Here is a 23,050-nt window from a genome sequence, read left to right on the forward strand (position 1 = left end):
ACCCGCCCTGTGGAGGACTGAGGGGATTGAAAAACCCGTGCGGCTGTGCACCCTGGACCAGCTCACGACACCGTGGGAACGTCGTGGCGACCTGATCGAAAGGGGACATCATGGGACTGGACGACAAGATCGAGAACGCCGCGGAGAACGCGGGCGGCAAGGCCAAGGAGGCCACCGGCAAGGCGACCGGCAACGAGCGCCTGGAGGCCGAGGGCAAGGGTGACCAGGCCAAGGCCGACCTCAAGAACGCCGGCGAGAAGGTGAAGGACGCCTTCAAGCACTGACGTCCTCCGCGAGTCGCCCCCGCCCAGCTGGGCGGGGGCTCTCGCGTTGACGGCTCAGGAGGGCGGGGCCGCTCAGGAGGACAGCGCCGCGATCGCGCTGATCTCGATCAGCGCCCCCGGCACCCCCAGCCCCGCGACGCGCGACCCGGTCACGAGCGGCGGTGCGCCCTCCCGGGCGAGCTGCGGCGCGATGGCCCCGTACGCCGCGCGGAGGTCGGCGGAGGCGTCGATGAGGACGAACCACTGCACCACATCGTCGAGCGTCGCTCCCGCCGCCGCGAGGGCGGCCTTCGCGTTGTCGAGGGCGCGCGCGGACTGCGGGCCGACCTCCGGCGACACGAGCGCGCCGGTCTCGTCGACGCCGTTCTGGCCGCCGACGTAGACGGTCGCCGATCCGGCGGGGACGACGGCGACGTGGCTGAAGGCGGGACTGCGAACGAGCCCGTCCGGCTGGAGGAAGGTGACGGCCATGACGTCATCCTGCCAGCCACCACCGACCTCTGGACAGTGAATGCGCAGGTGAAATCCTGCATGTTTGCTCACGCGGGACCGTGGCGCCGACCGCGGGAGGACCGCGCGGACACCGGATACTCGCATCCATGAAACCGCAGTCTCGTGGCGTCCCGTCCGATGCCGGGCCGACCGTGCCGCACGTGGAGCGCGCGACCAGCGTGGTGACCGGTCAGCCGATCCTCATCCGCTGCGAGTGCCCGCTCGGACGCGACCATACCTACGCCGAATGGCAGGAGCGGTTCGGCGCCGCCGCCACGGCCGAATGACGGCGGACGGAGGGGCGCCGTGTGCAGATCGTCTGGTTCCGCCCGCAGCGCGCATGGATTCTGTGAGGATGCGCGCCACCGCGCCCGTGGCGGCGTAGACCGATCTCCGTGACGACGATCGAGCGACCTCCCGCACGCGGCAGGGCGAAGCGGTTCTTCGAGGGAGCCCACCGCTGGGGCTGGTTCGAGGAGACCTCCGCGCTGTACACCGCGCGCACCGGGGTGAGCGCGCGCCGGCTGTTCGTCTACCCGCCGGGGACGACCTCCGCCGAGCGCCGCGCCATCGTCTTCCGGCGGCGCTGGCCGACCGTCGGCGGCCTGCTCGCCCTCGTCCCCGCGCTCGTGCTCGCACCCGCTCCCGCGGTGACGGCGATCGGGGCGCTGGTGGCCGTCTACGTCGCGGGCTTCATCGTGGCCGCGGTGCTGACTCGCCGGGTGTGGAGGGAATGCCGCGTGATCCGTTGCTCCACGGTCGCGGTCGGCGACCGGTACGAGAGGTACGGCGACGAGCACGTGGTCACGGCCTCCCTCGCGTCGCTGCTCGCACTGGAGCGCGCGCGGGACGAGGGCCGGATCGACGAGGTCGGCTTCGAGCTCGGCTGGAGCCGTGTGTACGACCTGGCGCACGCCCGTCGCGCGGAGTAATTTTCGCTGCATGGGCGACCGTGTCGAGCGCGCCCGGGCGCTGCGTCGCGTCGGGCTGGGAGTGCTGTTCGCCGTCCTCGCGCTGGTCTTCACGGTCGCGGTCACCGTGCTCATCCCGACCGAGGGCGAGAACCCGCGGGCGTGGGGGATCGTCGTGTGCGGGGTCGTGACGGTCGCGGTCTGCGCCCGGCTCGCATTGCGCAACTGGAGGCTGCTCAAGCACTACCGAGGGGACGACCTCCCGGTCGCGCACGCCGTCCACCGGCGGTTGCTGCACCACTGACCCGGGACGGGTCACGGCAGCAGGATCACCTTGCCGCCGGGATGCCCCGACTCCACCAGCCGCGCGGCGTCGGCGGCCTCCGCCAGCGGGAACGTCCGCGCGATGTCCACCTCCAGCCCACCCTCGGCGACGAGGTCGAGCGCGAGCGCGAAGGCGTCGTCGCGCAGCCGCAGCTCGTCGGCCGTCAGCGGAACAGGATTCCCGCCTCCCCACGCGCGGATGCCCAGCTCGGCCGCGCGCGGCCCGACCACGATCGTGCCGATCCGCGAGCGGTCGTCGACGAGCGCGAAGGAGGCCTCCAGCGCCTCGACGGAGCCGATGGCGTCGAGGATGAGGTCGTACCCGTCCGGCGCGGCGGCCTGCAGGCGCTCCAGCAGCCCGTCGCCGTACGACACGGGAGTCGCCCCGAGGGCGCGGAGTCGCTCGTGGTTCGCCGGCGACCCGGTCGCGATCACGGTGGCGCCCATCCGCCTGGCGAGCTGGATCGCCACCCTCCCGACGCTGCCGGAGCCGCCGTGGATGAGCAGCGTCGTCCCCGGCCGGACGCCCAGCGAGACCAGTACTTGGTGTGCCGTGCTCACCGGGACGCCGATCGCCGCCGCCTGCTCCCAGCTCACCGCGGCCGGCTTGCGCACGAGGTGGGAGGCCGGTGCGACGAGGTGCGTGGTGTAGGCGCCGCGTGCGTTGCGGACGACCACCTCGTCGCCCGGCGCCCAGCCGTCCACGCCGGCCCCGACCGAGAGCACGACGCCCGCCGCGTCGCTTCCCGGTACGCGCGGCTCGGTGATCGGAGCGCTCGGACGGCCGCCGCTGCGCAGCTTGCCGTCGATCGGGTTCACGCCGACGGCGCGCACCTCCACCACCACGCCGTCGTCGGGCGCGACCGGGTCCGGGACCGAGACCACCTGGAGCACCTCGGGATCGCCGAGCCGGTCGTACTGGATCTGCGTGGCCATGAGGAGGTCCTTCCGTCGCGGGTGGTCGTCCTCCGAGTCAACCAGGGCGGCGGCGGATTGTTTCCCCGCGCGTCACCGGCTCGCGAACGCCGCGCGGTAGCGCGTGGGCGGCACGCCGACCTCCGAGTCGAAGTGGTGGCGCAGCAGCGTGGCGCTCGCGAACCCGCTGCGACGGGCGACCTCCTCGACGGGGATGTCCGTGGTCTCCAGCAGGAGCCGGGCGTGGAGGACGCGCTGCGTCGTGAGCCACTGCATCGGCGGCACCCCGGTCTCGGCGACGAAGCGGCGCGAGAAGCTCCTGGTCGACATGTGGGTCCTGGCGGCGAGGCCGGACACGGTGTGGTTCTCGTCCAGCGTGGTGCTCAGGTGCTCCAGCAGCTCGCTGAAGGTGTCGTCCTCGCAGTCGGACACCGGCCGCTCGATGTACTGCCGCTGGCCGCCGTCACGCTGCGGCGGCACGACCATGTTGCGCGCGATCGTATTGGCGATCGCGCTGCCGAGCTCGCGCCGCACCAGGTGGAGGCACGCGTCGATGCCGGCGGACGTTCCGGCGCTGGTGATGATCGTGCCGTCGTCGATGAAGAGCACGTCCGGGTTCACGCGCGCGAGCGGGAAGCGGCGCTGGAGCGCGTCGGCGTACCGCCAATGCGTCGTGACCTCGCGGCCGTCGAGGAGGCCGGCGGCGCCGAGCACGAACGCGCCGGAGCAGACGCTGAGCAGGATCGCGCCGCGGGCGTGCGCGCGCCGGAGCCCGTCGAGCAGCTCTTCCGGGTACTCGTCGCGGATGGTGGCGGCCGGCACCGCGATGAGGTCGGCGTCCTCCATCGCCTCCAGCCCGTACGGCGCGATCAGCTGCACGCCGGTCTCGTTCCGGATCGGCTCGCCCGGGGTCGCCGAGCAGACCCGGAAGTCGAACGGCTCGATCCCCGCATAGCTGCGGTCGAGTCCGAACACCTCGCAGATGACGCCGAACTCGAACATCGCGAATTCGTCGATGACGGGGACGGCCACGCGCTTCAACATGATCCCGAGTGTACTGGCCGTATCTTTGCGAAGATAGACCTGAAGCCATATGGTGGCCGAATATTTTCGCTCGTAACGTTGGAGACATGGCAAATGGAACCTGGGTACAAGGAATGGAACACGGCTGGGTGGCCCGCCCGGTCAAGACCAACGGGGGCGAGCCGATCCAGCCGCGCCGTCGCCGCTTCGTGCTGAGCGACTGGCTCCCCGCGGCGGTCGCCGCACGTGGCGGCCGCGTCACCCGCGAGACCGAGCGCGGGCTGGCCGACCTGCGGGCCGCGCAGGACGCGCGCACGACCGGACGCTGAGCGAGAGCCGCCCGCGGCCTCCGCCGCGGGCGCCGCCTAGGCTGGTCCGATGGAGATCAGCGCATCCGGATTCCTCTTCGACATGGACGGCACCCTCGTCGACTCGCACGCCGTGGTCGAGGCCGTCTGGAGCGAGTTCGGCCGGCGTCACGGTCTCGACCCCGCGGAGATCCTCGCCTACGCACACGGCAGGCAGGCCGTCGACACCGTCGCGCACTTCTTTCCCGACCTCCCCGCCGAGCGGCGCGCCGAACTGGTCGCCGGGCTCGTCACCGAGGAGCTCACTCGCACCGACGGCATCGTGGAGCTGCCGGGAGCCGTCGCGCTGCTGACGGCGCTCGCCGAAGCGGGGGCACCCGTCGCGATCGTGACGAGCGCGCCGCGCGAGCTCGCCATCGTACGACTGGAGGCGGCCGGCGTCCCGGTCCCGGACGTACTGGTGGCCGCCGAGGATGTGTCCCGCGGCAAGCCCGACCCGCAGGGCTACCTGCTCGCCGCCGATCGTCTCGGTGTGCCGATCGGGCGGTGCGTCGTGTTCGAGGACGCCGAGGCCGGCCTCGTCGCCGCTGTCGCGTCGGGCGGCCGGGTCGTCGTGGTCGGCGCCCACTCTTCGGCGACGACCGACGGACTGGAGCGCCTCCGGGATTACACCGGCGCCGTGCCCGGTGTCGTGGGGGTCTCGCTGCCGTCCTGACCCGGACGACAGGGCTTGACGCCTCCCTCCACTCGATCTATCCTTTTATCAACCGATTGATTGATAAATGGACAGGTTGATAACGATGGATGACCAGCTCGACCGGGCCTTCGCGGCCCTGTCCGACCCGGTGCGGCGCGCGATGGTCGCGCGGCTCAGCCGCGGTCCGGCGACGGTCAACGAGCTGGCCGAGCCGTTCGAGATCACCCTGCAGGCGGTGTCCAAGCACATCAGCGTGCTCGAGTCCGCCGGGCTCGTGTGGCGCACCCGCGAGGCGCAGCGCCGCCCCGTGCACCTCGACGCCGCCGCGCTGGAGCGCCTGACCTCGTGGATCGATCGGTACCGCCTGGAGGCCGAGCGGCAGTACCGCAGGCTCGACGCCCTGCTCGCCGCGCCCCCGGCATCCTCACCAGAACAGAGCAAGCGAACCAAGGAGAAGGAATCATGACCAACCCTGTCGTCATCGATGCCGTACCCGGCACCTCGTACGCCGACATCACGCGGGAGTTCGAGGCTCCCGTCGAGGCGGTCTTCCGCGCCCACGCCGACCCCGACCTGTACGTGCAGTGGATCGGCCCCCGCAGCCTCGACAACACGATCACCCAGTGGGACTTCCGCACCGGCGGCGGTTACGCGTTCGAGCAGAAGGCTCCCGACGGCGCCGTCTACGCCTTCCGCGGCGTCATCCATACTGTGGTCGAGAACGAGCTCATCATCCAGACCTTCGAGTTCCTCGGCGCACCCGACCAGGTGAGCCTCGACCTCCTGCGTTTCGAACCGCTCCCCGGCGGCCGCACGCGGCTCGCGGGCCACTCGGTGTTCCCGTCGAAGGAGGCGCTGGAGGCGATGATCTCCTCGGGCATGGAGTACGGGATGCGCGAGGGCTACGAGAAGCTGGACGAGCTGCTGGCGAGGGGCTGAACGCGATGACCAGGGTCGTCGCCGACATCACCGTCTCGCTGGACGGCTACGTCACCGGCCCGGACGCCGGCCCCGGCAACGGGCTCGGCACCGGGGGAGAGCCGCTGCACCGCTGGGTGTTCTCCGACGACCCCGACGACAAGCGCATCCTCGCCGCGGCGACGGAGCGCTCCGGCGCCGTGGTCATGGGCCGCAACCTGTTCGACGTCGTGGACGGCCCGGGAGGCTGGAGCGACGACCTCGGCTACGGCGCCACGGAGGTCGGAAAGCCTCCGTTCCTGGTGGTCACGACCTCGGCCCCGTCCGCCGTGCGCCTCACCGGACTGGACTGGACGTTCGTCACCACCGGCCTGGAGGACGCCGTCGCCGCCGCCCGCTCGCGCGCCGAAGCGGCGTCCGCGGAGCGCGGCGCCGACCTGGACGCGGTCATCATGGGCGGCGGCGCCCTCGTCGGCTCGGCGCTCGCCGCGGGCCTGGTCGACACGCTCGTCCTGCACCTGTCACCGATCATCCTCGGCGCGGGCACGCCCCTGTTCACCGGGTCGCGGCCGCGGCAACTCGTGCAGCGGGAGGTCGTGGTCACCACGACGGCGACCCACCTGACGTACGACCTCGAGTGAGCGTTCTGCTCGTTTGAGCAGAACGCGTTGCGGTGCGCACGTCATGGCCGCGACGTGCCAAGCTCTTGAATAGTGAGGCGGGCCGCGACTGGCGACAACGGCCGGCGGCCCGCCCACTTAACCGACGCAGCGCTGAGAGCGCAACTTCTCGCGGAAGTCGTCCGTCGCCCACGCCGTTCGACCCAACGAAAAAGCCCCGGCTCTCCGCCGGGGCTTTCTCTACTGTCTCAACCAGTGTGCGCCACGAGGGATTCGAACCCCCAACCTTCTGATCCGTAGTCAGATGCTCTATCCGTTGAGCTAGTGGCGCATGACCCAGCCGCGTTCTCCGCGCGGGCCTGTTAGAGCTTACATGACCGCCTCGCAGACCGCCAATCAGCTCAGGCGAACACCTCGTCCAGGAAGCACGCCAGCGCCCGCCAGCTCCGCGCGTCGGCCAGCGGACGGTAGCGGTCGCCTCCCGGGAGGGTGAACGCGTGCGGCGCTCCCGAGTACGTGGTGAGCTGCCAGTCGACGTGCGGGGCGGCACGCAGCTCGTCCTGGAACGCGGCGACCGCGGTGTCGGGGACGACCGGGTCCGCGCCTCCGTTCAGGACGAGGAGGGAGGCCGCGATCGCCGCCGCGTCGGACGGGTCGTGGGCGATCAGGCCGCCGTGGAACGACACCACGCCGCGGGCCGGCGCCCCCGTGCGGGCGAACTCCAGGGCGGCCGTCCCGCCGAAGCAGTAGCCGATGACCGCGAGCCGGGCCGGGTCGACGGCGGGGTGCTGCTGCAGCCAGCTGAAGCCGGCCGCGACGCGCGAGCGCAACAGCGGGAGGTCGCGGTAGTACTGCCCGGCGACCGCCGACGCCTCCTCGCCGCTGGGCCGCACGTCGGCGCCGTACAGGTCCGCGGCGAACGCGACGTAGCCGCGGCGGGCCAGCATCTGCGCGCGCATCCGCACGTTGTCGCCGACGCCGTGCCAGTCGTGGAGGATCAGCACGGCCGGGCGGCGGTCGTCGGCCTGCACGTCCCTGGCGAGGTAGCCCTCCAGCGGGAGGCCCTCGTGCTCGTACGGGACCACCTCCGCGTCGATCACGGAGTGCTCGCCGATCGGGACCTGTTCGAGCAGGGCCTGGTGGGCAGGGGACAGGGCGGGCGACGGAGTGTCGGTCGGCACGGGTGCGGCTCCAGGTTCGGGTGCGCGACGCGGGCGACGGTCGTCGCACGCGGCTGGCCTGCTGTGGCTGCATCGCGGAGTGCACGCGGGAGTCCGAGGGTGCGGGTTCGGGTCCCACCTCGTTCACGATACCTCTCCTGACGGGGAGGCGCGACGGACGTACGATGGGCGCATGTCCACGGAGTTCAGCAACGAGACCGACGCGCGCCGCTACGCCATGCGGATCGACGGCGAGCTCGTCGGCGTCCTCGACTACAGCGTCCTCGGCTCGTCCATCTCGCTGACCCGGGCGTTCACGGTCCCCGCGCAGCGCGGCCACGGCTACGCCGCCGACCTGGTCGCCTACGCCGTCGACGACATCGAGCGCACCTCCGACCGGAGGATCGTGCCGATGTGCTGGTACGTGGCGGACTGGTTCGACGCGCACCCCGAGCGCGCGGGGCTGCTGCAGAGCCGCGCCGGCTGACGGCGATGGGAAGCCAACCGGAGCGTCCCGTGGAACGCATGGCGGCACGCGTGGTCCGCTTCGGCGACCCGTCCGCGATCGCGCTCGCCCACGAGACGCTGCGCCGGCCGCGCGGCAACGAGGTCCTCGTCCGCGTCACGCACGCGGCGCTCGGGTCCACGGACGTGCTGGCCCGGCGCGGAGGCTACGTGCTCCAGCCGGTCCCGGGCTTCGTCCCCGGCTACGACTTCGTCGGCGTGCTGGAGACGGAGTCCGCGGTGTCGGCGGCACTCGGCCTCCGCACCGGCGCGCGCGTCGCCGGGGTGCTCCCGCGGATGGGCGCCCACGCGACCCGGCTCGTGGTGTCGCCGACGTTCCTGGTCGCCGTCCCTGACGCGCTGACCTCGGAGGCCGCCGCCGTCCTCCCGCTCAACGGCGTGACCGCCGCACTCGCCCTCCGCTACGCCGGGCCTGCGCGAAGCGTCCTCATCCAGGGCGTGACGGGAGCTGTCGGCTCCCTCGCCGCCCAGCTAGCGCTGCGCGACGGCCGGACGGTGCTCGGGACCGGGACGACGCCACCGCCCGGCCTGTCCGCTGCGGACGTGACCCTCGTCGACTACCGAGACCCCCACTGGCCCGCGTCGGTCCGCGAGCAGACCGGAGGCGGAGCGGACGCCGCGATCGACCACACCGGTTCGCCGCTGGTCCGCGAGGCGGTAGCCCTGTCCGGCGTCGTCGTCCGCACGGCGTTCGCTGGGCGCGCGGGCCACGAGCGTGACGACGCCGTGCGCGGGTCGGCGGAGGCCGTGCTGCGGCGGTTCGGGCACCCGAGGGAGATCGTGTGCTCGGTGCCGTTCTGGGTGCTGCGAAAGCGGCCGGAGTACCGGCGGATGCTGACGGGGCTGCTCGCGGATGTGGCAGAGGGGCGGCTGCGGGCGTTCGAGCCGGAGGTGATCGCGTTCGACGCGGTGTGGGCGGCCCATCGGGCTGCGGATGCGCGGGGGTGGGCCGCACGGTCGTGTTGGGGATGTGAAGTTGCGGACAGCAGTGGTCGTCGCGCACGGTGACCTGGCTGCGACATGGAAAGCTCGGTACGTTGCTCGCCATGAGGCTGCATCAGGCAACGATGAACATCGACCCTCCGGGGCTCACATCGCCATTCCGTCAGATCTGCCCGTCGGGCCACGCAGTTTCGTCCTAGCTGGCGCGGTCCATCCCGCATGGAACGAGGGTGACGAGATCCGTGTCCGGATCGACACTGACGACGCGCGCATCATTTCGGCGAAGCCCCTCGACGGCGGTCGCTTCGAGATTGAGATCGAGGATTCCCTAAACTCGGCCCGGAAATGCTCGGGATTACGCTCGGCATCGCGTGGGTGAACCACGACGTCCGGGAGGACTGACCCGGCCGTATGGGAGCGGATTCCCCCACTCCCACACGACATTCGGGTAAGACCCCGGCGCGTCCGTGACGCCCCTAACTGCGTGCGCTGCGCCGGTGACTCCTCCAGGGTAACCGCAGAATAGACCGTACAGTTGACCCTGTTACGGCGCGGCGCGCGGGGCCGCGCACGCGCACCAGGACGGGGCTGTCCCGCGGGCCGACCCGCTGGCTATCATGTGCGCCATGAGCACGAAGAGCAGGCAGGCGCCGCATCAGGAGGAGACGCTGCACCTCGGTGCCCATCGCGGGATGTGGGGTGCGTTCGCCGGACTGATCACCGCCGTCCTCATCGCGTACCCGTTGTCGGCGAGCATCGCCTTCGCCACGCATCCGGCGACGCAGAAGCTGTTCGGGGAGCGGCTGGCGTCCGCGTCGCAGGCCGGCTTCCAGGCGTTCTGGTGGATCATCGCGATCGGCTGCCTGGCACTGCCCTTCATCGTGGGGTTCGGGATCGCGAGGATGTCGGGGCGGACGCTCGTCATCATCGGCGGGGTGGTCGTCGTGTTCCTCATCCTCGTGCTGGTGATGGGGCAGTTGTTCCTGTTCTGAGCCGGGACCTCCCGGCCTCGCTCAGAGGTCGACCTCGCCCAGGTCCTCCGCGTTGAGGTCGTCCGGCGTGCCCATGACGGCCGGCACGCACTCCGAGAACGCGTAGCGCAGCAGCACGGGCCACTCACTCGCGTCGACCAGGTCGAAGACGTCGACCACCGCCGCGCCCCCGATGTGGGAGGGCACGCGCAGCTCGAACGGGGGCTCGCTCGTGCGCTCGAACTCGATCTCGTACGCGATGTCGCCGCGCTCGAGGACAGCAAGCACGATGTCCATGCCTTCCGTCCTACTCGTTTCGGCGCGACGGCAGAACCCCTGCAGGCCAAGATCCGGCACCGACCTACAGGTCGAGCAGCCCCCGCCGGAACCCTTCCGCCACGGCCGCGGCCCGGTCGCCGACCCCGAGTTTCCCGTAGATGCTGAGCAGGTGCGTCTTCACGGTCGCCTCGCTGAGGTGCAGGCGTTCCCCGGCGACGCGGTTCGTCGCGCCGTCGGCGACGAGCGCCAGCACCTCCAGTTCGCGCGGCGACAGCAGGTTCGCCTCCGGCGTCCGCACCCGGCCGACCAGCCGGGACGCGACGGACGGCGCGAGCACGGCGTCTCCCACCGCCGCGGCGCGGATCGCGCGCAGCAGGTCCTCCCGCGGCGCGTCCTTGAGCAGGTAGCCGGTCGCGCCGGCCTCGATCGCGGGCAGCACATCCGAGTCGCCGTCGAAGGTCGTGAGGACCACCACCCGGCACCGCAGGCCGAGCCGGGTCAGCTCGCGGATCGCGGCGACGCCGTCCATGCCGCGCATCCGCAGATCCATGAGCACGACGTCCGGGAGGAGCGCCCGGGCGAGCCGGACCGCCTCGGCTCCGTCGGACGCCTCGCCCACGACCTCCACGTCCGGGTCGGAAGCCACCATGCCGACGATGCCGTCGCGGACGACGGGATGGTCGTCGACGACCAGCAGGCGCACGGGCGCGCTCACGCGGGCACCTCCGCGCGGACCGCCGTCCCGTGGCCCGGCCGCGACTCCACCACCAGGCCGCCCGCCACCGACTCGATGCGCTCGCGCATGGCGACGAGGCCGTAGCCGCCGTCCTCCGCTCGGCCGGGGCCGACCGTCCGCGTGGCCGGGTCGAATCCGCGGCCATCGTCGCGGACCTCCAGCCGGGTTCCGGTGCCGTCCGTCCGGAGCGTCAGCCGTACGCGGTGCGCCCCGGCGTGCCGCTCGACGTTGGCGAGCGCCTCCTGCGCGGTCCGCAGCAACGCGACCTCCACGTCGGTGGACAGCGCGCTCGCGTCGCCGGTCGTTGTGACGTCGGCCGGGATGCCGGTGCGCTCGGACCAGGTGCGCGCGAGCTGCCCGATCGCCTCCGGCAGTCGCATCGTGTCGAGGGCCGCGGGCCGGAGGGCGCGGACCGAGCGGCGCGCTTCGGCGAGACCGTCGCGGGCGAGAGCGAGGGCGGCGTCCGTGTGACGCGTGCGGCCGGCGTCGTCCGGCGCCTGCTCCGCCGCCTGCAACTGGGTCACGATCCCCGCGAAGCCCTGGGCGAGCGTGTCGTGGATCTCGCGCGCGAGCCGTGACCGCTCCACCTCCGTCGCGGTCAGGTTCACCTGGCGCTCGGCGAGCCGGAGCGACCAGGACAGCCCGCACATGGCGACGACGTTGAGCAGCAGGATCCCCGTCATCCCGACGATCCCGGCCAGGTCGAATTCCAGCGAGGAGCTCTGTGCGAGCCCGGCGACGACGGCGGTCGCGCCGACTGCGAGCAGCTCCCACGGCCACGGCACGATCGAGTACGCGAAGGTGAAGGTGGCGATCGTGAGGAACCCGAACCAGCTCTCCTGGAGCACCAGCGCCAGGTTGAGCGCGATGAGCCCGGTCATGAACACGGCGACGACGAGCGGCCGCTCGCGGACCCGGGCCGGCAGCCGCCGCATGACGATGATCCACGCCGCCGTCACCGCGGACAGGACGAGCGTCGGCGCGAGTGCCGCCCAGTCGCCCCACCGCACCCCGAGCGTGAAGGCGACCAGCACCGCCAGGACGACGTACGGCGTGACCGTGAGGACAGTCCTCCAGCGCGAATCGATCACGTTCAGACCCTACGCGTTCGCCGCTTTCGCAGGGAACAGCGCTCGTGTCCGAGGCCGGTTGACGATGATCACGACCGGAAGGACGAGCGCGCCGCAAACGGCCTGTTCAAGTCGCACCCAGTCCGGCAGGAAGCCGGGGATGGATACGATGACGACGATCGCGGCCAGCACGATCGGCGAGACGATCCGCAGCCGCAGCAGTGCGTTGCGGGAGCCGCGGGCCGCGGAGACGGCGAAGAGGAGCAGCAGCACGCCGCTCGCCAGCACGAACGAGCCGCGGATCCAGATGGCGATGTCCGCGCCGATGCCGACGGCCGCGAGCACTGCGAGGAAGCCGAGCAGAGCGGCGCTGATCGCGACGAAGCAGCCCAGGAGGACGAGCACCGGGCGGAGAGCGGCGCGGCGGGCCGTGGCGAGCGCGGCGGCGGGGGAGGTGGTGGTCTCGGTCATGAGTCCAGCCTCGTCGGGAGGCGCCGGGCTCGGATCGACCGAACGGTTGCCCGCGCTCATCGAACGGTTGGTCGAGAAAAGGTACAAAAAGTACGCAATGCATATAATTGCAACTATGTACGCGGAGATCGGCTAGGCTGTGCGCATGGCCCTTCTCGATGCTTCGATCAGCGCACGCGACCTCCGCCAGGACCTCGCGGCCGTCGTCGGTCGCGCCGAGTACGGTCACGAGCGGCTGGGGATCACCCGGCACGGCAAGCTCGCCGCCGTGATGATCAGCGTCGAAGACCTCGAACTGCTGGAGCAGCTCGAACTGGAGCGCGACCGCCGCGAGCTCCGCGCCGCCAAGCGCGCCGACACCGGCGAGCGCATCTCGCTCAGCGACCTCCGGGCCGAGTTCGACGGGTGACGTACACCGTCGAGTTCACCGCGGCCTCGGCCCGGGAGCTCCGAAAGCTCGACCCCACGGCACGAAACCGCGTGCTCGCGGCCGTCACCCGGCTCGAGACCGACCCGCGGCCCGGCGGGGCGCGCCGGCTCGTCGGGTTCACCGACGCCTGGCGGCTGCGGGTAGGCGACTACCGCGTCCTCTACGAGGTCGTCGACGACACGGTCCGGGTGACCGTCTTCCGCGTCGGGCATCGCCGCAGCGTCTACGCGCACTGATCCGCTCGACGCCCCCTGTTGCCTCCACCCGCCCCGGGGTGTAGACGGGGTACGACAGCCTCACCGACAAGGAGGAGCCGCATGTCTTCGATCGTGGTCCAGTCGTTCGTCACCCTCGACGGCGTCGTCCAGGGGCCCGGCGGCCCCGAGGAGGACACGGAGGGAGGTTTCCAGCACGGCGGCTGGCAGTTCGACTACGACGACGACGGCACCGTCGCCGAGTGGGAGAAGAGGACCGAGGCGCTGCTGCTCGGCCGCAGGACGTACGAGCTCTTCGCGGGCTCGTGGGGAGTCTGGCCGGAGGACGCCGAGGGTTTCCAGGGGAGCTCACCCGGCGGTACAACCGCATCCCCAAGTACGTCGCCTCCCGTTCGTTGACGGAGGTCGGCTGGACGAACTCCTACCTGCTCGGCCCGGACGTGGTGGGCGCCGTCGAACGGCTGCGCGGCGAGCCGGGCGGCGAGATCCGGGTGTGGGGCAGCACTGAACTGATCCGTACGCTCGCCGAGCACGACCAGATCGACGAGTACCGGCTGCTGGTGCACCCGCTCGTGCTCGGCGTCGGCAAGAAGCTGTTCGGAGACGGCTTCCCGTACACCCGCTTCGCGCTCGTGGAGTCGCGCTCGACGGCCTCCGGGATCGTGATCAACGTCTACCGTCGCGCGATGGAGGCCTGATAACGGCATCCTCCTATTTGGATTTTAGGATACTTTATTGGATTTCAATAAACCTATCTAAACCTAGTAATGTCCCCACATGGACAGCCTTCGCAATCCGTATACGCCGAATGCCGGAGCCTCGCCCGAGAGCATCGTCGGTCGGGACGAGCAGACCCTAGCGTTCACGATTCTTCTCACTCGGCTTTCGCGAGGGAGAACGGGACAGTCGATGATCGTCACCGGATTGCGAGGCGTGGGTAAGACCGTGCTCCTGAACGAGTTCGTCGATATCGCACGACGCGAGCGATGGGAGGTCGTGGAGGTCGAGGCGAGTAAGCACGACGATGATCGATTCCGACGGACGATGTTCTCGCAGTTGCGCGCAGCATTGCTTCGGCTCTCGCCGCGGGCGCGCTGGACGGACAGAGGCAGGAGGGCGGCCGAGGTGCTCAGCGCGTTCGCACTGACGGCCACCCAGGACGGCTTCACGGTCTCCTGGGACATCCCGCCCGCTGAGGGGCTGGCCGATCATGGAGACCTGGGAATGGATCTCACCGACGTCTTCGTAGCACTGGGCGAGGCGGCCGAGGAACAGGGCCGCGGGCTGGCCTTGCTGGTCGATGAGGTTCAGTTCTTGAAGGCCTCGCAGTTGGAGGCGCTCATTCAAGCAGTTCACAAGACCGTGCAACGTAAACTCCCGATCACCTTCGTGGGAGCGGGTCTTCCGCAGATCGCGGAACTCGCCGGTGACGCGAAGTCATATGCAGAGCGACTGTTCACGTTCCCGAAGATCGATTCGCTCTCGAATGACGACGCGCGAAAGGCGCTCACCGAGCCGGCGTCGACGGAAGGCGTTGAGTTCGACGAGGATGCCGTCCGGCTCGCAGTGAGCATCACGCAGGGCTACCCCTACTTCATCCAGGAGCTCGGCTATCAAGTGTGGGAGGTCGCGACCGAGGACCGCATCACTCGGACAGACGTCGAGGCCGCGCAAGAGGCGTACGAGGACAAGCTGGACAGTTCTTTCTTCCGGGTGCGGCTGGATCGTGCGACCACCCTGCAGACGGCATACATGCGAGCGATGGCGGAACTGGGTCCGGAGCCGCAGAAGGCCTCCGACGTGGCTCGAATCATGGGGCGCGAATCGACGCAAGTCGCTCCGACCCGAGCGGAGCTCATCGACATGGGGCTGCTCTACACGCCAGACCATGGTTACGCAGCCTTCACGGTTCCGGACTTCGACAAGTTCATGATCCGCGCGGTCCCTGAGCTGGTCGTACCGGAGATCCAGCGGAGGCGGCGCAAAAAGGACGCCTGAGCAGCACGTCCTACCAGCACGGTCTCACAGCGCGTCGAGCGCCGCCGTCATCCGGCGGAACACGTGCGACCGCCAGCCGCCGTTCATGATCTGGAACGCACGCGCCTGAGCGGGGTCGTCGAGGTCGAAGCCCGACTGGGTGAGCAGGAGGCGCGTGCCGTCGCCCTCCGGGACCAGCTCCCAGGTGACGACCGTCTTCAGCGCCGTTCCCGCGCTGGCCCACGACATCCGCAGGCGCCGCCCCGGCTCGACCTCCAGCACCTCGCAGTCCACGAGGCCCGAGAACCCGGTCTGCGGCACCGGCTCGGTGGTGAACGCGAACCGCGTGCCGACGAACGGCGCGAACCCGTCGTGGGGCATCAGCCAGTCGGCGAGGAGGTCGGGCTCGCTCAGCACCCGCCAGACCGTCGCGGGCGGGTGGGGGAGGAACTCGTCGAACTCGAAAGTGGTCAGGTCGGTCATGGCTGTTCGCTTTCGTCAGGGATGGTGTCGGCGGTCGCGTCCGCCAGCGCGTCGAGGGTCGCGTGGAGGCGGCGCATCCGCCCGCGCCAGAACCGCTCGTGCGGCGCCAGCCAGTCGCGCAGCTCCGTCCAGGGCTCGGCGGTCAGCGCGTAGAACACCTGCCGCCCGGCGGTCCGCTCGGCCACCAGGCCGGCGTCTCGGAGCGCCCGCAGATGCTCGGACACCGACGGCCGGCTCATCGCGAACCGGGCCGCGATGTCCCCTGCGCTGAGCTCGCCGTCGAGGAGGAGGTCGAGGATGTCGCGCCGGGTGGGGTTCGCGAGCGCGCCGAAGAGGCGGTCGGCCGCCGAGTCCTTCGCGCGGGTCGGCACGTCAGCCCTGCTGGAGGAGCACGAAGCCGTTGCCGTCGGGGTCGGCGAACTGGGACTGCACGCCCCAGCCGACCTGCTCCGGCTCGCTGACCTCCACCGAGGCGGCGCGGAGGGCGGCGACCACGCCCGCGATGTCGTCCGTGTGCAGCACGACGCCGTGCTGCCAGCCCGGGCCGGCCTGGCCCGGGAAGGGAAGGTGCAGGGTGAAGTCGACGCTGCTGCCCTCCGGGGCGACCGAGAGCCAGCGGGCGCCGCCGTACGCGGCGTCGGCGCGCACCTCGAAGCCGAGCACGTCGCGGTAGAAGGCCAGGGAGCGCTCCTGGTCGGCGACGGGGATGGTGACGGTCTGGATGCGGACGGCGGGGATGGCGGTGGTCATGCGACGAGTATAGGTAGGAAAAAACCTACATATCAAACCGCGGCCGCCGATGGGCCCGTGGCGCCGGTCCTAAGCTGACCGCATGGCCGGTGGAGCTCAGGACGACCGCAGCGTTGCGGAACGTGTCTTCGCGATCGCCGACGCCTTCGAGCGCGGCGACGAGCTGACCCTCAGCGAGATCGCCCGCCGCGCCGGCCTCCCGGTGTCGACCACGCACCGGCTCCTGGCCGAGTGGGTCTCGTGGGGCGGTCTGGTCCGCGGGGAGGACGGCCGCTACCGGGTGGGCATCAAGCTCTGGCGGCTGGGTGTCAGGCAGCCGACCGCGCGCCGCCTCAGGCAGGCCGCCCGGCCCTACCTCGACGACCTCCTGGAGTCCACGGGCGAGCACGTCCATCTCGCCGTGCGCGACGGCCTGGGCGCGGTCTACCTGGAGCGGCTGTCCGGCCCCGGCGCCGTGCGCGTCATCAGCGACGTCGGGTCGCGGCTCCCGCTGCACGCCACCGGCGTCGGGCTGGTGCTGCTCGCGTACGCGCCGGAGGGCACGCTCGCGGAGGTGCTCGCCGACCACCCGCGCAAGTTCCAGCCCAACACGCTCACCGGCGAGAAGGAGCTGCGCGCGCGACTGGCCGGCATCCGCGCGACCGGGGTCTCGCACTCGGTCGAGGAGCTCACGCAGGGCGCGTTCTCCGTCGCCGCGCCGGTGCGGGACGCCACGGGCGAGGTCGTGGCCGCGGTCTCGATCATCGCCCACGCCGAGCGGGAGGCCGAGCCGCAGTTCACGCTCGGCGTCCGGATGGCCGCGCGCGGCATCTCCGGGGTTCTCGGGCTCGACTACGAGCAACCGCAGGGGTGATCCTCGGGAGGAATCTCTTCCGCTCAGTGGAAACTGCGGTCAGACGCCTGCCGGGTTCGCCCAGGATGGGACGACCTTCCCACCGAAGCGAAAGGCGGAACTATGCGCACCCAGGTCGCCATCATCGGGGCCGGGCCCGCTGGACTCCTGCTCGGGCACATCCTCCGGAGAGCGGGGGTCGATTTCGTGATCCTCGAGCAGAAGAGCCGGGAGTACGTGCTCGGTCGGGTGCGCGCCGGCGTCCTGGAGCAGGGCTCCGTCGACGTGCTGCGTGACCTCGGACTCGACGCCGACCTCGCAGCTCGCGGGCTGACGCACCACGGCATCTACCTCCAGTACGAGGGCGAGCGCCATCACCTCGACTTCGTCGACCTCATCGGCCGTACCGTCACCGTGTACGGCCAGCAGGCGCTCGTGCGCCACCTGCTCGCCGAGCACGACCGCGTCGGGTCCGACGTCCGGTTCGAGGTGGAGGGCGTCGCGCCGCACGCCGTCGACACGGACGCGCCGTACGTCACCATCGGCGACGCCGAGCGCATCGACTGCGACATCGTCGTCGGCGCCGACGGGTACCACGGCGTCTGCCGCCCGGCCATCCCGGGCATCCAGGCACTGGAGCGCAGCTACCCCTACGCCTGGCTCGGCATCCTCGCCGACGTCGCGCCCTCCACCGACGACCTCATCTACGCGCTGCACCCGGACGGCTTCGCGATGCACTCGATGCGCTCGCTGGAGGTCTCCCGGCTCTACCTCCAGGTCGACCCGGGCGAGTCGGTCGACGACTGGTCGGACGAGCGGATCTGGGAGGCGCTGCAGACCCGCCTCGGCGTCCCCGGCTGGACGCTGCGGGAGGGGACGATCACCGAGAAGTCCATCACGCCGATGCGCAGCTTCGTGGCCTCCACGCTGGAGCACGGCCGGCTGTTCCTCGCCGGCGACGCCGGTCACATCGTCCCGCCGACCGGCGCGAAGGGCCTCAACTCGGCCATCGCCGACGTCGCCCTGCTCGGCCGTTCGCTCGCCGCGCACTTCGGCGGCGACGACACCCTCCTCAAGCGCTACAGCGGCGCCGCCCTCACCCGGCAGTGGAAGGTGCAGCAGTTCTCCCAGTGGATGACGGAGATGCTGCACGTCCACCGGGAGGTCCCCGACGAGGCGGCCCGCGCCTTCCGTTACCGCAGCCAGCTCGGTCAGCTGGAGTACACCACCGGATCGCGTCATGCGCAGGCGGCCCTCGCCGAGCAGTACGCGGGCCTCCCCTTCTGAGGTATGCCATGAACGAAGAGCAGGACCAGATCAACGCGGAGATCGCCGCCGCACACGCGGCTGCGGCGGCCGCCGGGCCACTCCCCGCGCACCCTCTCCGCGATTTCGGGCCGTACCGCAGCTCGCGGCTGCGTCACCCCACCCACGAGCTGGTGCGGGCCGACCCGGAGGAGATCGAGCTCGTCTCTCCGGCGTTCGGGCACACCGACGTCGCGGCGGAGGAGAGCGACCTCACCATCCAGCACAGCGGGGAGCCGCTCGGCGAGCGCATCATCGTGACCGGTCGCGTGCTCGACGGCGAGGGCCGGCCGGTGCGCAATCAGCTGGTGGAGGTCTGGCAGGCCAACTCGTCCGGCCGCTACGTCCACAAACGCGACCAGCATCCCGCCCCGCTTGACCCCAACTTCACCGGGGTGGGCCGCGCGATCACGGGCGACGACGGCTCGTACCGGTTCGTCACCATCAAGCCGGGCCCCTATCCGTGGCGGAACCACCGCAACGCCTGGCGGCCGGCGCACATCCACTTCTCGCTTTTCGGGTCGGCGTTCACGCAGCGGCTCGTGACGCAGATGTACTTCCCGAGCGACCCGCTGTTCGCGCTCGACCCGATCTACCAGTCGATCGCCGACCCGGCCGCGCGCGAGCGGCTGATCGCCACGTACGATCACGACGTGAGCGAGCCGGAGTGGGCGCTCGGCTACCGGTGGGACATCGTGCTCACCGGCGGAAAGGCGACCTGGATGGAGCCGGAGGAGGGCGACCATGCCTGAGACGAACGAGCAGTACCTGCAGACCCCGTCGCAGACGGTCGGGCCGTTCTTCGGCTACGCGCTGCCGTACGAGGGCGGGCCGGAGGTCGCACCGCCGTGGCGGGACGGCGCGATCCGCCTGCACGGCACCGTCCTCGACGGCGACGGCGAGCCCGTCCCCGACGCGATCCTCGAAGTCTGGGGCGCCGACGCCGGCGGTGCGCCGATCTCCCGGCAGGGCAGCCTCCAGCGCGACGGATACACCGTCACCGGCTTCGGGCGTGCCGCCGTCGACCGGGCCGGCCACTACTCGTTCACGACCGTCCGGCCTGGCGCGCCGGCGCCGGGCCGAGCCCCGTACCTGCTGGTGACCGTGTTCGCGCGCGGCCTGCTGCACCACCTCTTCACACGCGCGTACCTCGAAGACGGCGACCCGTTCCTGGACACCGTGCCGGAGGCCCGGCGGAGCACGCTGCTCGCCACCTCCGACGGCGAGAACAGCTACCGCTTCGACATCCGCCTCCAGGGCGAGGACGAGACCGTCTTCCTCGACTTCGTGGGGGACGGGCGTGGCTGAACCCTTCGACTGGGGTCTCCTCGAACCGGCCGGCGCAGTGGGTGTTCCGGCCGGAGACGATCACGTGCTGGCCGCCATGATCGCGGTCGAGGAGGCCCTGGTCGGAGCCTGGGACGAGCTCGACGGCTCGTCCGCCGGGCCCGGATACCAGCCGCTCGCGTTCGACGCCGCCGCCATCGACCGGGAGCGGCTGGTGGCGGGCGCGCGGGAGGCCGGAGTGCCCGTCATCGCGCTCGTCGGGCAGCTCCGCGCGCAGGCAGGCGCGCACGCGGGCCGGGTGCATCGCGGCGCGACCAGTCAGGACATCGTGGACTCGGCGCTCGTACTGGTGTCCCGCGCGTCTCTGTCGCGCGCGCGGGACGCCCTCGCGGCCGCGGCCGCGGAGCTCGCGGAGCGTGCCGTCCGTTCGCGCGCGACGCCGCTGCTGGCGCGCACCCTGACGCAGGAGGCCGAGCCGGCGACGCTCGGGGTATCTCTGGCCTCCTGGCTCGACGCCGTGGTGTCGGCGCTGGAGGTCCTCGACCGGCTCGACTATCCCGTCCAGCTCGGCGGCGCCGTGGGCACGGGAGCGGCGTTCGCGCGGCTCGCGGGCCGCGCCGACGCCCCGCAGACCCTCCGCGCCGGGCTCGCGTCCCGGCTCGGGTTGAGCGACCCCGGCCGGTCCTGGCACACCGACCGCGGCCCGGTGCTGGCGATCGCGGACGCCGCGGCGCGGGTCGCCGCGCTGGCCGGCCGGATCGGCCGCGACCTCGGTCTGGCGGCGCGCGCCGGCGTGCTCCTCCCCGCCACCGGCGGCGGCTCGTCCGCGATGCCGCACAAGCGCAACCCGGTCGACGCCGTCCTGCTCACGGCGAACGGCCTCCGCGCCCCCGGCCTCCTCGCCACGGTCCACACTGCGGCGCTCAGCTACGACGCGCGGCCGGCGGGGGAGTGGCACGCCGAATGGCAGGCCTGGCGCGGGCTGCTGCGCGTCGCGGTCGAGAGCGCGGAGGTGCTCGCGCACGCGGTCGCCGACCTGGTCGTGGCGGACGTCGCGACGAGTGCGGCATCGTCCGCCGACCCGGCCGACCTGGCCGCCGCGGGCGCCGTCGTGGACGCCGCCGTCGCCCGCTACCGCGCCCATGCCGAACCCGAACGAGAGGCGGACTGATGACCATCCCGCGACTGCGCGGCTCGATGACCGCGGCCTCCCCGTCCGCCGCCGCGCCGCGCCTCCTGGTGCTGCTGCCCTCCCTCGGCACGACCGCCGAGCTGTGGGACGGCGTCGTCGCGCGGCTGGCCGCCACCCCGGACTCCCCGCGGATCCTGCGCGTCGACCTCCCCGGTCACGGCGCGTCGCCTGCCGCGCGCGAGCCGTTCACGATCTCCGAGCTCGCCGCGGCGGTGCTGGCTCTCGTCGACGAGGTCGGCGGCGGGGCGTTCGACATCGCCGGCGACTCGCTCGGCGGAGCGGTCGCCCTGGAGGTCGCGCTCGCCGCACCCGAGCGTGCGCGCAGCCTGGCGATGTTCTGCTCCGGCGCGCACATCGGCACGACGGAGGGCTGGGCCGACCGCGCGGCGCAGGTGCGCGCCTCCGGTACCGCATCGGTGGTCGCGGGGAGCGCGCAGCGCTGGTTCGCGCCGGGATACCTGGCCGCGCATCCCGACGGCCCGGGCGGCCACGCGCTGAAGGCCCTGCTCGACGTCGACGACGAGTCGTACGCGTTGTGCTGCGAGGCGCTCGGCGCGTTCGACCGCCGCGACGCCCTCCCCGGCCTCCACGTGCCGTCGCTCCTCGTCGCCGGTGCGCACGACCGGGTGACCACCTCGGCCCTGATGGCGGAGGACGCCGGGGCGATCCCCGACGCGCGTTTCGTGGAGCTGGCGCACGCGGCGCACCTCGTCCCGCTGGAGGACCCCGCCGAGACCGCTGCCCTGCTGGCGGCGCTGCTCGCGAGCCGCGACATCGACGCCGTCGCGGCCTTCGAGCGCGGCATGGCCGTCCGGAGGGCGGTGCTGGGCGACGCCCACGTGGACCGCGCCACGGCGGCGATCACCCCGGAGACCGCGGACTTCCAGGACTTCATCACCCGCTACGCGTGGGGCGAGGTCTGGGCCCGGCCGCAGCTCACCCGGCCGGAGCGGTCGATCGCGACCCTCGCCAGCCTGGTCACCGGCGGCCACGAGAACGAGCTGCGCATGCACGTGCGCGCCGCCCTGCGCAACGGCCTCACCCGCGCCCAGATCGCGGAGGTCATCCACCACACGGCGCTGTACGCGGGGCTGCCCGCTGCCAATGGCGCGCTCGCGATCATGCGCGAAGTATTCACGGAGGAGATTGATGGATAAGACGTATGGGTCGGCCGCCGAGGCCGTCGCCGACATCCCGGACGGCGCCTCGCTCGCGGTCGGAGGGTTCGGCCTGTCCGGCGTGCCGATCGTGACGATCCGCGCGCTGCTCGCCCGCGGTGTCGGCGGCCTGGAGGTCGTCTCGAACAACTGCGGCGTGGACGGCTGGGGCCTGGGCGAGCTGCTGGCCGCCGGCCGCATCCGCCGGGTGATCGCCAGCTACATCGGCGAGAACAAGGAGTTCGCCCGCCAGTACCTCGGCGGGGAGGTGGAGGTCGAGCTGACTCCGCAGGGAACTCTGGCCGAGCGGCTGCGCGCGGGCGGCGTCGGGATCCCGGCCTTCTACACGGCGACCGGCGCCGGCACCGCGGTGTCGGACGGCGGCATGCCGATCCGTTACGCCTCCGACGGGTCGGTGGCGGAGGAGAGCGCGCCCAAGGAGCTGCGCCCGTTCGACGTGTTCGGCCGCAGCCGCGAGTACGTCCTGGAGACCGCCATCCGCACCGACTTCGGGCTGGTGCGCGCGGCGGTCGGCGACCGGCACGGCAATCTGCGCTTCGAGAAGTCGACCCGCAACTTCAACCCGCTGGCGGGCATGGCCGGCCGCATCACCATCGCCGAGGTGGACGAGCTGGTCGAGCCGGGCGTGCTCGGCCCCGACGACATCCACCTGCCCGGCATCTACGTGGACCGCGTGATCGCGCTGACCCCCGAGCAGTCGGCGGACCTCCCGATCGAGAAGGTCACCGTCCGCACCCGACCGGAAGGGAACTGAC

The 23,050-nt window shown here is 71.7% G+C and carries 35 protein-coding genes and 1 tRNA gene; 24 read left to right on the forward strand and 12 right to left on the reverse strand.

The features are described 5' to 3' along the window. The first annotated feature begins 110 nt into the window (after positions 1 to 110). Positions 111 to 284, forward strand: coding sequence for a CsbD family protein (locus tag ACQ86L_RS15910; protein WP_434316282.1), 174 nt, complete (start codon positions 111 to 113; stop codon positions 282 to 284). Positions 285 to 356: 72 nt separating this feature from the next. Here ACQ86L_RS15910 and ACQ86L_RS15915 read toward each other — a convergent pair whose 3' ends face one another. After that, positions 357 to 755 (reverse strand): RidA family protein, encoded by a 399-nt coding sequence (locus tag ACQ86L_RS15915; protein ID WP_434316283.1) that lies wholly within the window; start codon positions 753 to 755, stop codon positions 357 to 359. Positions 756 to 883: 128 nt separating this feature from the next. Between ACQ86L_RS15915 and ACQ86L_RS15920 the strand changes: the two genes are divergently transcribed. From ACQ86L_RS15920 to ACQ86L_RS15930, 3 genes are all read left to right on the forward strand, one after another. Next, positions 884 to 1,063, forward strand: a complete 180-nt coding sequence (locus ACQ86L_RS15920; protein ID WP_434316284.1) for a hypothetical protein — start codon at positions 884 to 886, stop codon at positions 1,061 to 1,063. Between the two features lie 108 nt (positions 1,064 to 1,171). Then, a complete protein-coding gene (locus ACQ86L_RS15925) occupies positions 1,172 to 1,708 on the forward strand; it encodes a DUF6611 family protein (RefSeq protein WP_434316285.1) in 537 nt (178 codons plus the stop codon). 10 nt (positions 1,709 to 1,718) lie between these two features. Continuing rightward, the gene (locus tag ACQ86L_RS15930; RefSeq protein WP_434316286.1) at positions 1,719 to 1,991 is read left to right on the forward strand and encodes a hypothetical protein; all 273 of its coding nucleotides are present in this window, start codon (positions 1,719 to 1,721) and stop codon (positions 1,989 to 1,991) included. An 11-nt stretch (positions 1,992 to 2,002) separates the two neighbouring features. Here the strand turns inward: ACQ86L_RS15930 and ACQ86L_RS15935 are convergent, their stop codons facing one another. Further along, positions 2,003 to 2,947 (reverse strand): NADP-dependent oxidoreductase, encoded by a 945-nt coding sequence (locus tag ACQ86L_RS15935; protein ID WP_434316287.1) that lies wholly within the window; start codon positions 2,945 to 2,947, stop codon positions 2,003 to 2,005. Positions 2,948 to 3,019: 72 nt separating this feature from the next. After that, on the reverse strand, positions 3,020 to 3,970 hold the full coding sequence (locus tag ACQ86L_RS15940; RefSeq protein WP_434316288.1) for a helix-turn-helix domain-containing protein: 951 nt from the start codon (positions 3,968 to 3,970) through the stop codon (positions 3,020 to 3,022). 86 nt (positions 3,971 to 4,056) lie between these two features. Here ACQ86L_RS15940 and ACQ86L_RS15945 point away from each other — a divergent pair, with 86 nt between their 5' ends. The 5 genes from ACQ86L_RS15945 (at position 4,057) to ACQ86L_RS15965 (ending at position 6,513) form a co-directional block, all read left to right on the forward strand. Then, positions 4,057 to 4,278 carry a hypothetical protein gene (locus ACQ86L_RS15945; protein WP_434316289.1) on the forward strand — a complete coding sequence of 74 codons (222 nt, stop codon included), beginning with the start codon at positions 4,057 to 4,059 and terminating at the stop codon, positions 4,276 to 4,278. A 49-nt stretch (positions 4,279 to 4,327) separates the two neighbouring features. Continuing rightward, positions 4,328 to 4,972: an HAD-IA family hydrolase gene (locus ACQ86L_RS15950; protein WP_434316290.1), complete on the forward strand. Its 645-nt coding sequence runs from the start codon at positions 4,328 to 4,330 to the stop codon at positions 4,970 to 4,972. Between the two features lie 85 nt (positions 4,973 to 5,057). Next, complete coding sequence (locus ACQ86L_RS15955) at positions 5,058 to 5,420, forward strand: ArsR/SmtB family transcription factor (protein ID WP_434316291.1); 363 nt, start codon at positions 5,058 to 5,060, stop codon at positions 5,418 to 5,420. After that, the gene (locus tag ACQ86L_RS15960; RefSeq protein ID WP_434316292.1) at positions 5,417 to 5,893 is read left to right on the forward strand and encodes an SRPBCC family protein; all 477 of its coding nucleotides are present in this window, start codon (positions 5,417 to 5,419) and stop codon (positions 5,891 to 5,893) included. The genes ACQ86L_RS15955 and ACQ86L_RS15960 overlap by 4 nt, the downstream gene beginning before the upstream one ends. Before the next feature lie 5 nt (positions 5,894 to 5,898). Then, entirely contained in the window at positions 5,899 to 6,513 is a 615-nt protein-coding gene (locus ACQ86L_RS15965; protein ID WP_434316293.1) for a dihydrofolate reductase family protein, read from the forward strand. 237 nt (positions 6,514 to 6,750) lie between these two features. On the opposite strand, the gene ACQ86L_RS15970 is transcribed toward ACQ86L_RS15965, so the two are convergent. Together ACQ86L_RS15970 and ACQ86L_RS15975 are read right to left on the reverse strand one after the other, a co-directional pair. Next, positions 6,751 to 6,823, reverse strand: a tRNA-Arg gene (locus tag ACQ86L_RS15970). A 70-nt stretch (positions 6,824 to 6,893) separates the two neighbouring features. Next, complete coding sequence (locus ACQ86L_RS15975) at positions 6,894 to 7,673, reverse strand: dienelactone hydrolase family protein (protein ID WP_434316294.1); 780 nt, start codon at positions 7,671 to 7,673, stop codon at positions 6,894 to 6,896. Between the two features lie 172 nt (positions 7,674 to 7,845). Here ACQ86L_RS15975 and ACQ86L_RS15980 point away from each other — a divergent pair, with 172 nt between their 5' ends. The 3 genes from ACQ86L_RS15980 to ACQ86L_RS15990 all read left to right on the forward strand — a co-directional run bounded on the left by ACQ86L_RS15980 (position 7,846) and on the right by ACQ86L_RS15990 (position 10,111). Next, positions 7,846 to 8,139 carry a GNAT family N-acetyltransferase gene (locus ACQ86L_RS15980; RefSeq protein WP_434316295.1) on the forward strand — a complete coding sequence of 98 codons (294 nt, stop codon included), beginning with the start codon at positions 7,846 to 7,848 and terminating at the stop codon, positions 8,137 to 8,139. Positions 8,140 to 8,177: 38 nt separating this feature from the next. After that, positions 8,178 to 9,185, forward strand: a complete 1,008-nt coding sequence (locus tag ACQ86L_RS15985) for a quinone oxidoreductase family protein (RefSeq protein WP_434316296.1) — start codon at positions 8,178 to 8,180, stop codon at positions 9,183 to 9,185. A 560-nt stretch (positions 9,186 to 9,745) separates the two neighbouring features. Next, the gene (locus ACQ86L_RS15990) at positions 9,746 to 10,111 is read left to right on the forward strand and encodes a hypothetical protein (protein WP_382458338.1); all 366 of its coding nucleotides are present in this window, start codon (positions 9,746 to 9,748) and stop codon (positions 10,109 to 10,111) included. Between the two features lie 21 nt (positions 10,112 to 10,132). Here the strand turns inward: ACQ86L_RS15990 and ACQ86L_RS15995 are convergent, their stop codons facing one another. The 4 genes from ACQ86L_RS15995 to ACQ86L_RS16010 all read right to left on the reverse strand — a co-directional run bounded on the left by ACQ86L_RS15995 (position 10,133) and on the right by ACQ86L_RS16010 (position 12,646). Beyond that, positions 10,133 to 10,387, reverse strand: coding sequence for a hypothetical protein (locus tag ACQ86L_RS15995; RefSeq protein ID WP_434316297.1), 255 nt, complete (start codon positions 10,385 to 10,387; stop codon positions 10,133 to 10,135). Positions 10,388 to 10,451: 64 nt separating this feature from the next. Continuing rightward, positions 10,452 to 11,084: a response regulator gene (locus ACQ86L_RS16000; RefSeq protein WP_434316298.1), complete on the reverse strand. Its 633-nt coding sequence runs from the start codon at positions 11,082 to 11,084 to the stop codon at positions 10,452 to 10,454. Further along, the gene (locus tag ACQ86L_RS16005; protein WP_434316299.1) at positions 11,081 to 12,196 is read right to left on the reverse strand and encodes a sensor histidine kinase; all 1,116 of its coding nucleotides are present in this window, start codon (positions 12,194 to 12,196) and stop codon (positions 11,081 to 11,083) included. Before ACQ86L_RS16005 ends, ACQ86L_RS16000 begins: the two co-directional genes overlap by 4 nt. Before the next feature lie 9 nt (positions 12,197 to 12,205). Beyond that, complete coding sequence (locus ACQ86L_RS16010; protein ID WP_434316300.1) at positions 12,206 to 12,646, reverse strand: hypothetical protein; 441 nt, start codon at positions 12,644 to 12,646, stop codon at positions 12,206 to 12,208. Positions 12,647 to 12,791: 145 nt separating this feature from the next. Between ACQ86L_RS16010 and ACQ86L_RS16015 the strand changes: the two genes are divergently transcribed. From ACQ86L_RS16015 to ACQ86L_RS16035, 5 genes are all read left to right on the forward strand, one after another. Beyond that, on the forward strand, positions 12,792 to 13,055 hold the full coding sequence (locus ACQ86L_RS16015) for a type II toxin-antitoxin system Phd/YefM family antitoxin (protein WP_370055891.1): 264 nt from the start codon (positions 12,792 to 12,794) through the stop codon (positions 13,053 to 13,055). Then, positions 13,052 to 13,312 carry a type II toxin-antitoxin system RelE family toxin gene (locus ACQ86L_RS16020; protein ID WP_434316301.1) on the forward strand — a complete coding sequence of 87 codons (261 nt, stop codon included), beginning with the start codon at positions 13,052 to 13,054 and terminating at the stop codon, positions 13,310 to 13,312. The genes ACQ86L_RS16015 and ACQ86L_RS16020 overlap by 4 nt, the downstream gene beginning before the upstream one ends. A gap of 81 nt (positions 13,313 to 13,393) precedes the next feature. After that, complete coding sequence (locus tag ACQ86L_RS16025; protein WP_434316302.1) at positions 13,394 to 13,690, forward strand: hypothetical protein; 297 nt, start codon at positions 13,394 to 13,396, stop codon at positions 13,688 to 13,690. After that, positions 13,687 to 13,989: a dihydrofolate reductase family protein gene (locus ACQ86L_RS16030; protein ID WP_434316303.1), complete on the forward strand. Its 303-nt coding sequence runs from the start codon at positions 13,687 to 13,689 to the stop codon at positions 13,987 to 13,989. Before ACQ86L_RS16025 ends, ACQ86L_RS16030 begins: the two co-directional genes overlap by 4 nt. Positions 13,990 to 14,068: 79 nt before the next feature. Then, complete coding sequence (locus tag ACQ86L_RS16035) at positions 14,069 to 15,289, forward strand: AAA family ATPase (RefSeq protein WP_434316304.1); 1,221 nt, start codon at positions 14,069 to 14,071, stop codon at positions 15,287 to 15,289. Positions 15,290 to 15,313: 24 nt separating this feature from the next. On the opposite strand, the gene ACQ86L_RS16040 is transcribed toward ACQ86L_RS16035, so the two are convergent. The 3 genes from ACQ86L_RS16040 to ACQ86L_RS16050 are packed head-to-tail and all read right to left on the reverse strand — an operon-like array spanning position 15,314 to position 16,501. Continuing rightward, a complete protein-coding gene (locus ACQ86L_RS16040; protein ID WP_434316305.1) occupies positions 15,314 to 15,751 on the reverse strand; it encodes an SRPBCC family protein in 438 nt (145 codons plus the stop codon). After that, positions 15,748 to 16,122 (reverse strand): ArsR/SmtB family transcription factor, encoded by a 375-nt coding sequence (locus ACQ86L_RS16045; protein ID WP_434316306.1) that lies wholly within the window; start codon positions 16,120 to 16,122, stop codon positions 15,748 to 15,750. The genes ACQ86L_RS16040 and ACQ86L_RS16045 overlap by 4 nt, the downstream gene beginning before the upstream one ends. Position 16,123: 1 nt before the next feature. Continuing rightward, entirely contained in the window at positions 16,124 to 16,501 is a 378-nt protein-coding gene (locus ACQ86L_RS16050) for a VOC family protein (protein ID WP_434316307.1), read from the reverse strand. 82 nt (positions 16,502 to 16,583) lie between these two features. Between ACQ86L_RS16050 and ACQ86L_RS16055 the strand changes: the two genes are divergently transcribed. The 7 genes from ACQ86L_RS16055 (at position 16,584) to ACQ86L_RS16085 (ending at position 23,049) form a co-directional block, all read left to right on the forward strand. Continuing rightward, complete coding sequence (locus ACQ86L_RS16055; protein WP_434316308.1) at positions 16,584 to 17,354, forward strand: IclR family transcriptional regulator; 771 nt, start codon at positions 16,584 to 16,586, stop codon at positions 17,352 to 17,354. A gap of 102 nt (positions 17,355 to 17,456) precedes the next feature. After that, complete coding sequence (locus ACQ86L_RS16060) at positions 17,457 to 18,620, forward strand: 4-hydroxybenzoate 3-monooxygenase (protein WP_434316309.1); 1,164 nt, start codon at positions 17,457 to 17,459, stop codon at positions 18,618 to 18,620. Between the two features lie 8 nt (positions 18,621 to 18,628). After that, positions 18,629 to 19,390, forward strand: coding sequence for a protocatechuate 3,4-dioxygenase subunit beta (gene pcaH, locus ACQ86L_RS16065; RefSeq protein ID WP_434316310.1), 762 nt, complete (start codon positions 18,629 to 18,631; stop codon positions 19,388 to 19,390). Next, positions 19,383 to 19,946 (forward strand): protocatechuate 3,4-dioxygenase subunit alpha, encoded by a 564-nt coding sequence (pcaG, locus tag ACQ86L_RS16070; protein WP_434316311.1) that lies wholly within the window; start codon positions 19,383 to 19,385, stop codon positions 19,944 to 19,946. The genes pcaH and pcaG overlap by 8 nt, the downstream gene beginning before the upstream one ends. Further along, entirely contained in the window at positions 19,939 to 21,096 is a 1,158-nt protein-coding gene (locus ACQ86L_RS16075) for a lyase family protein (protein WP_434316312.1), read from the forward strand. The genes pcaG and ACQ86L_RS16075 overlap by 8 nt, the downstream gene beginning before the upstream one ends. Next, positions 21,096 to 22,274, forward strand: coding sequence for a bifunctional 3-oxoadipate enol-lactonase/4-carboxymuconolactone decarboxylase PcaDC (pcaDC, locus tag ACQ86L_RS16080; RefSeq protein ID WP_434316313.1), 1,179 nt, complete (start codon positions 21,096 to 21,098; stop codon positions 22,272 to 22,274). Before ACQ86L_RS16075 ends, pcaDC begins: the two co-directional genes overlap by 1 nt. Further along, positions 22,267 to 23,049 carry a CoA transferase subunit A gene (locus ACQ86L_RS16085; RefSeq protein ID WP_434316314.1) on the forward strand — a complete coding sequence of 261 codons (783 nt, stop codon included), beginning with the start codon at positions 22,267 to 22,269 and terminating at the stop codon, positions 23,047 to 23,049. The genes pcaDC and ACQ86L_RS16085 overlap by 8 nt, the downstream gene beginning before the upstream one ends. Position 23,050: the final 1 nt, after the last annotated feature.

The organism is Leifsonia sp. P73 (genome assembly GCF_051059105.1).
Classification (GTDB): domain Bacteria; phylum Actinomycetota; class Actinomycetes; order Actinomycetales; family Microbacteriaceae; genus Leifsonia.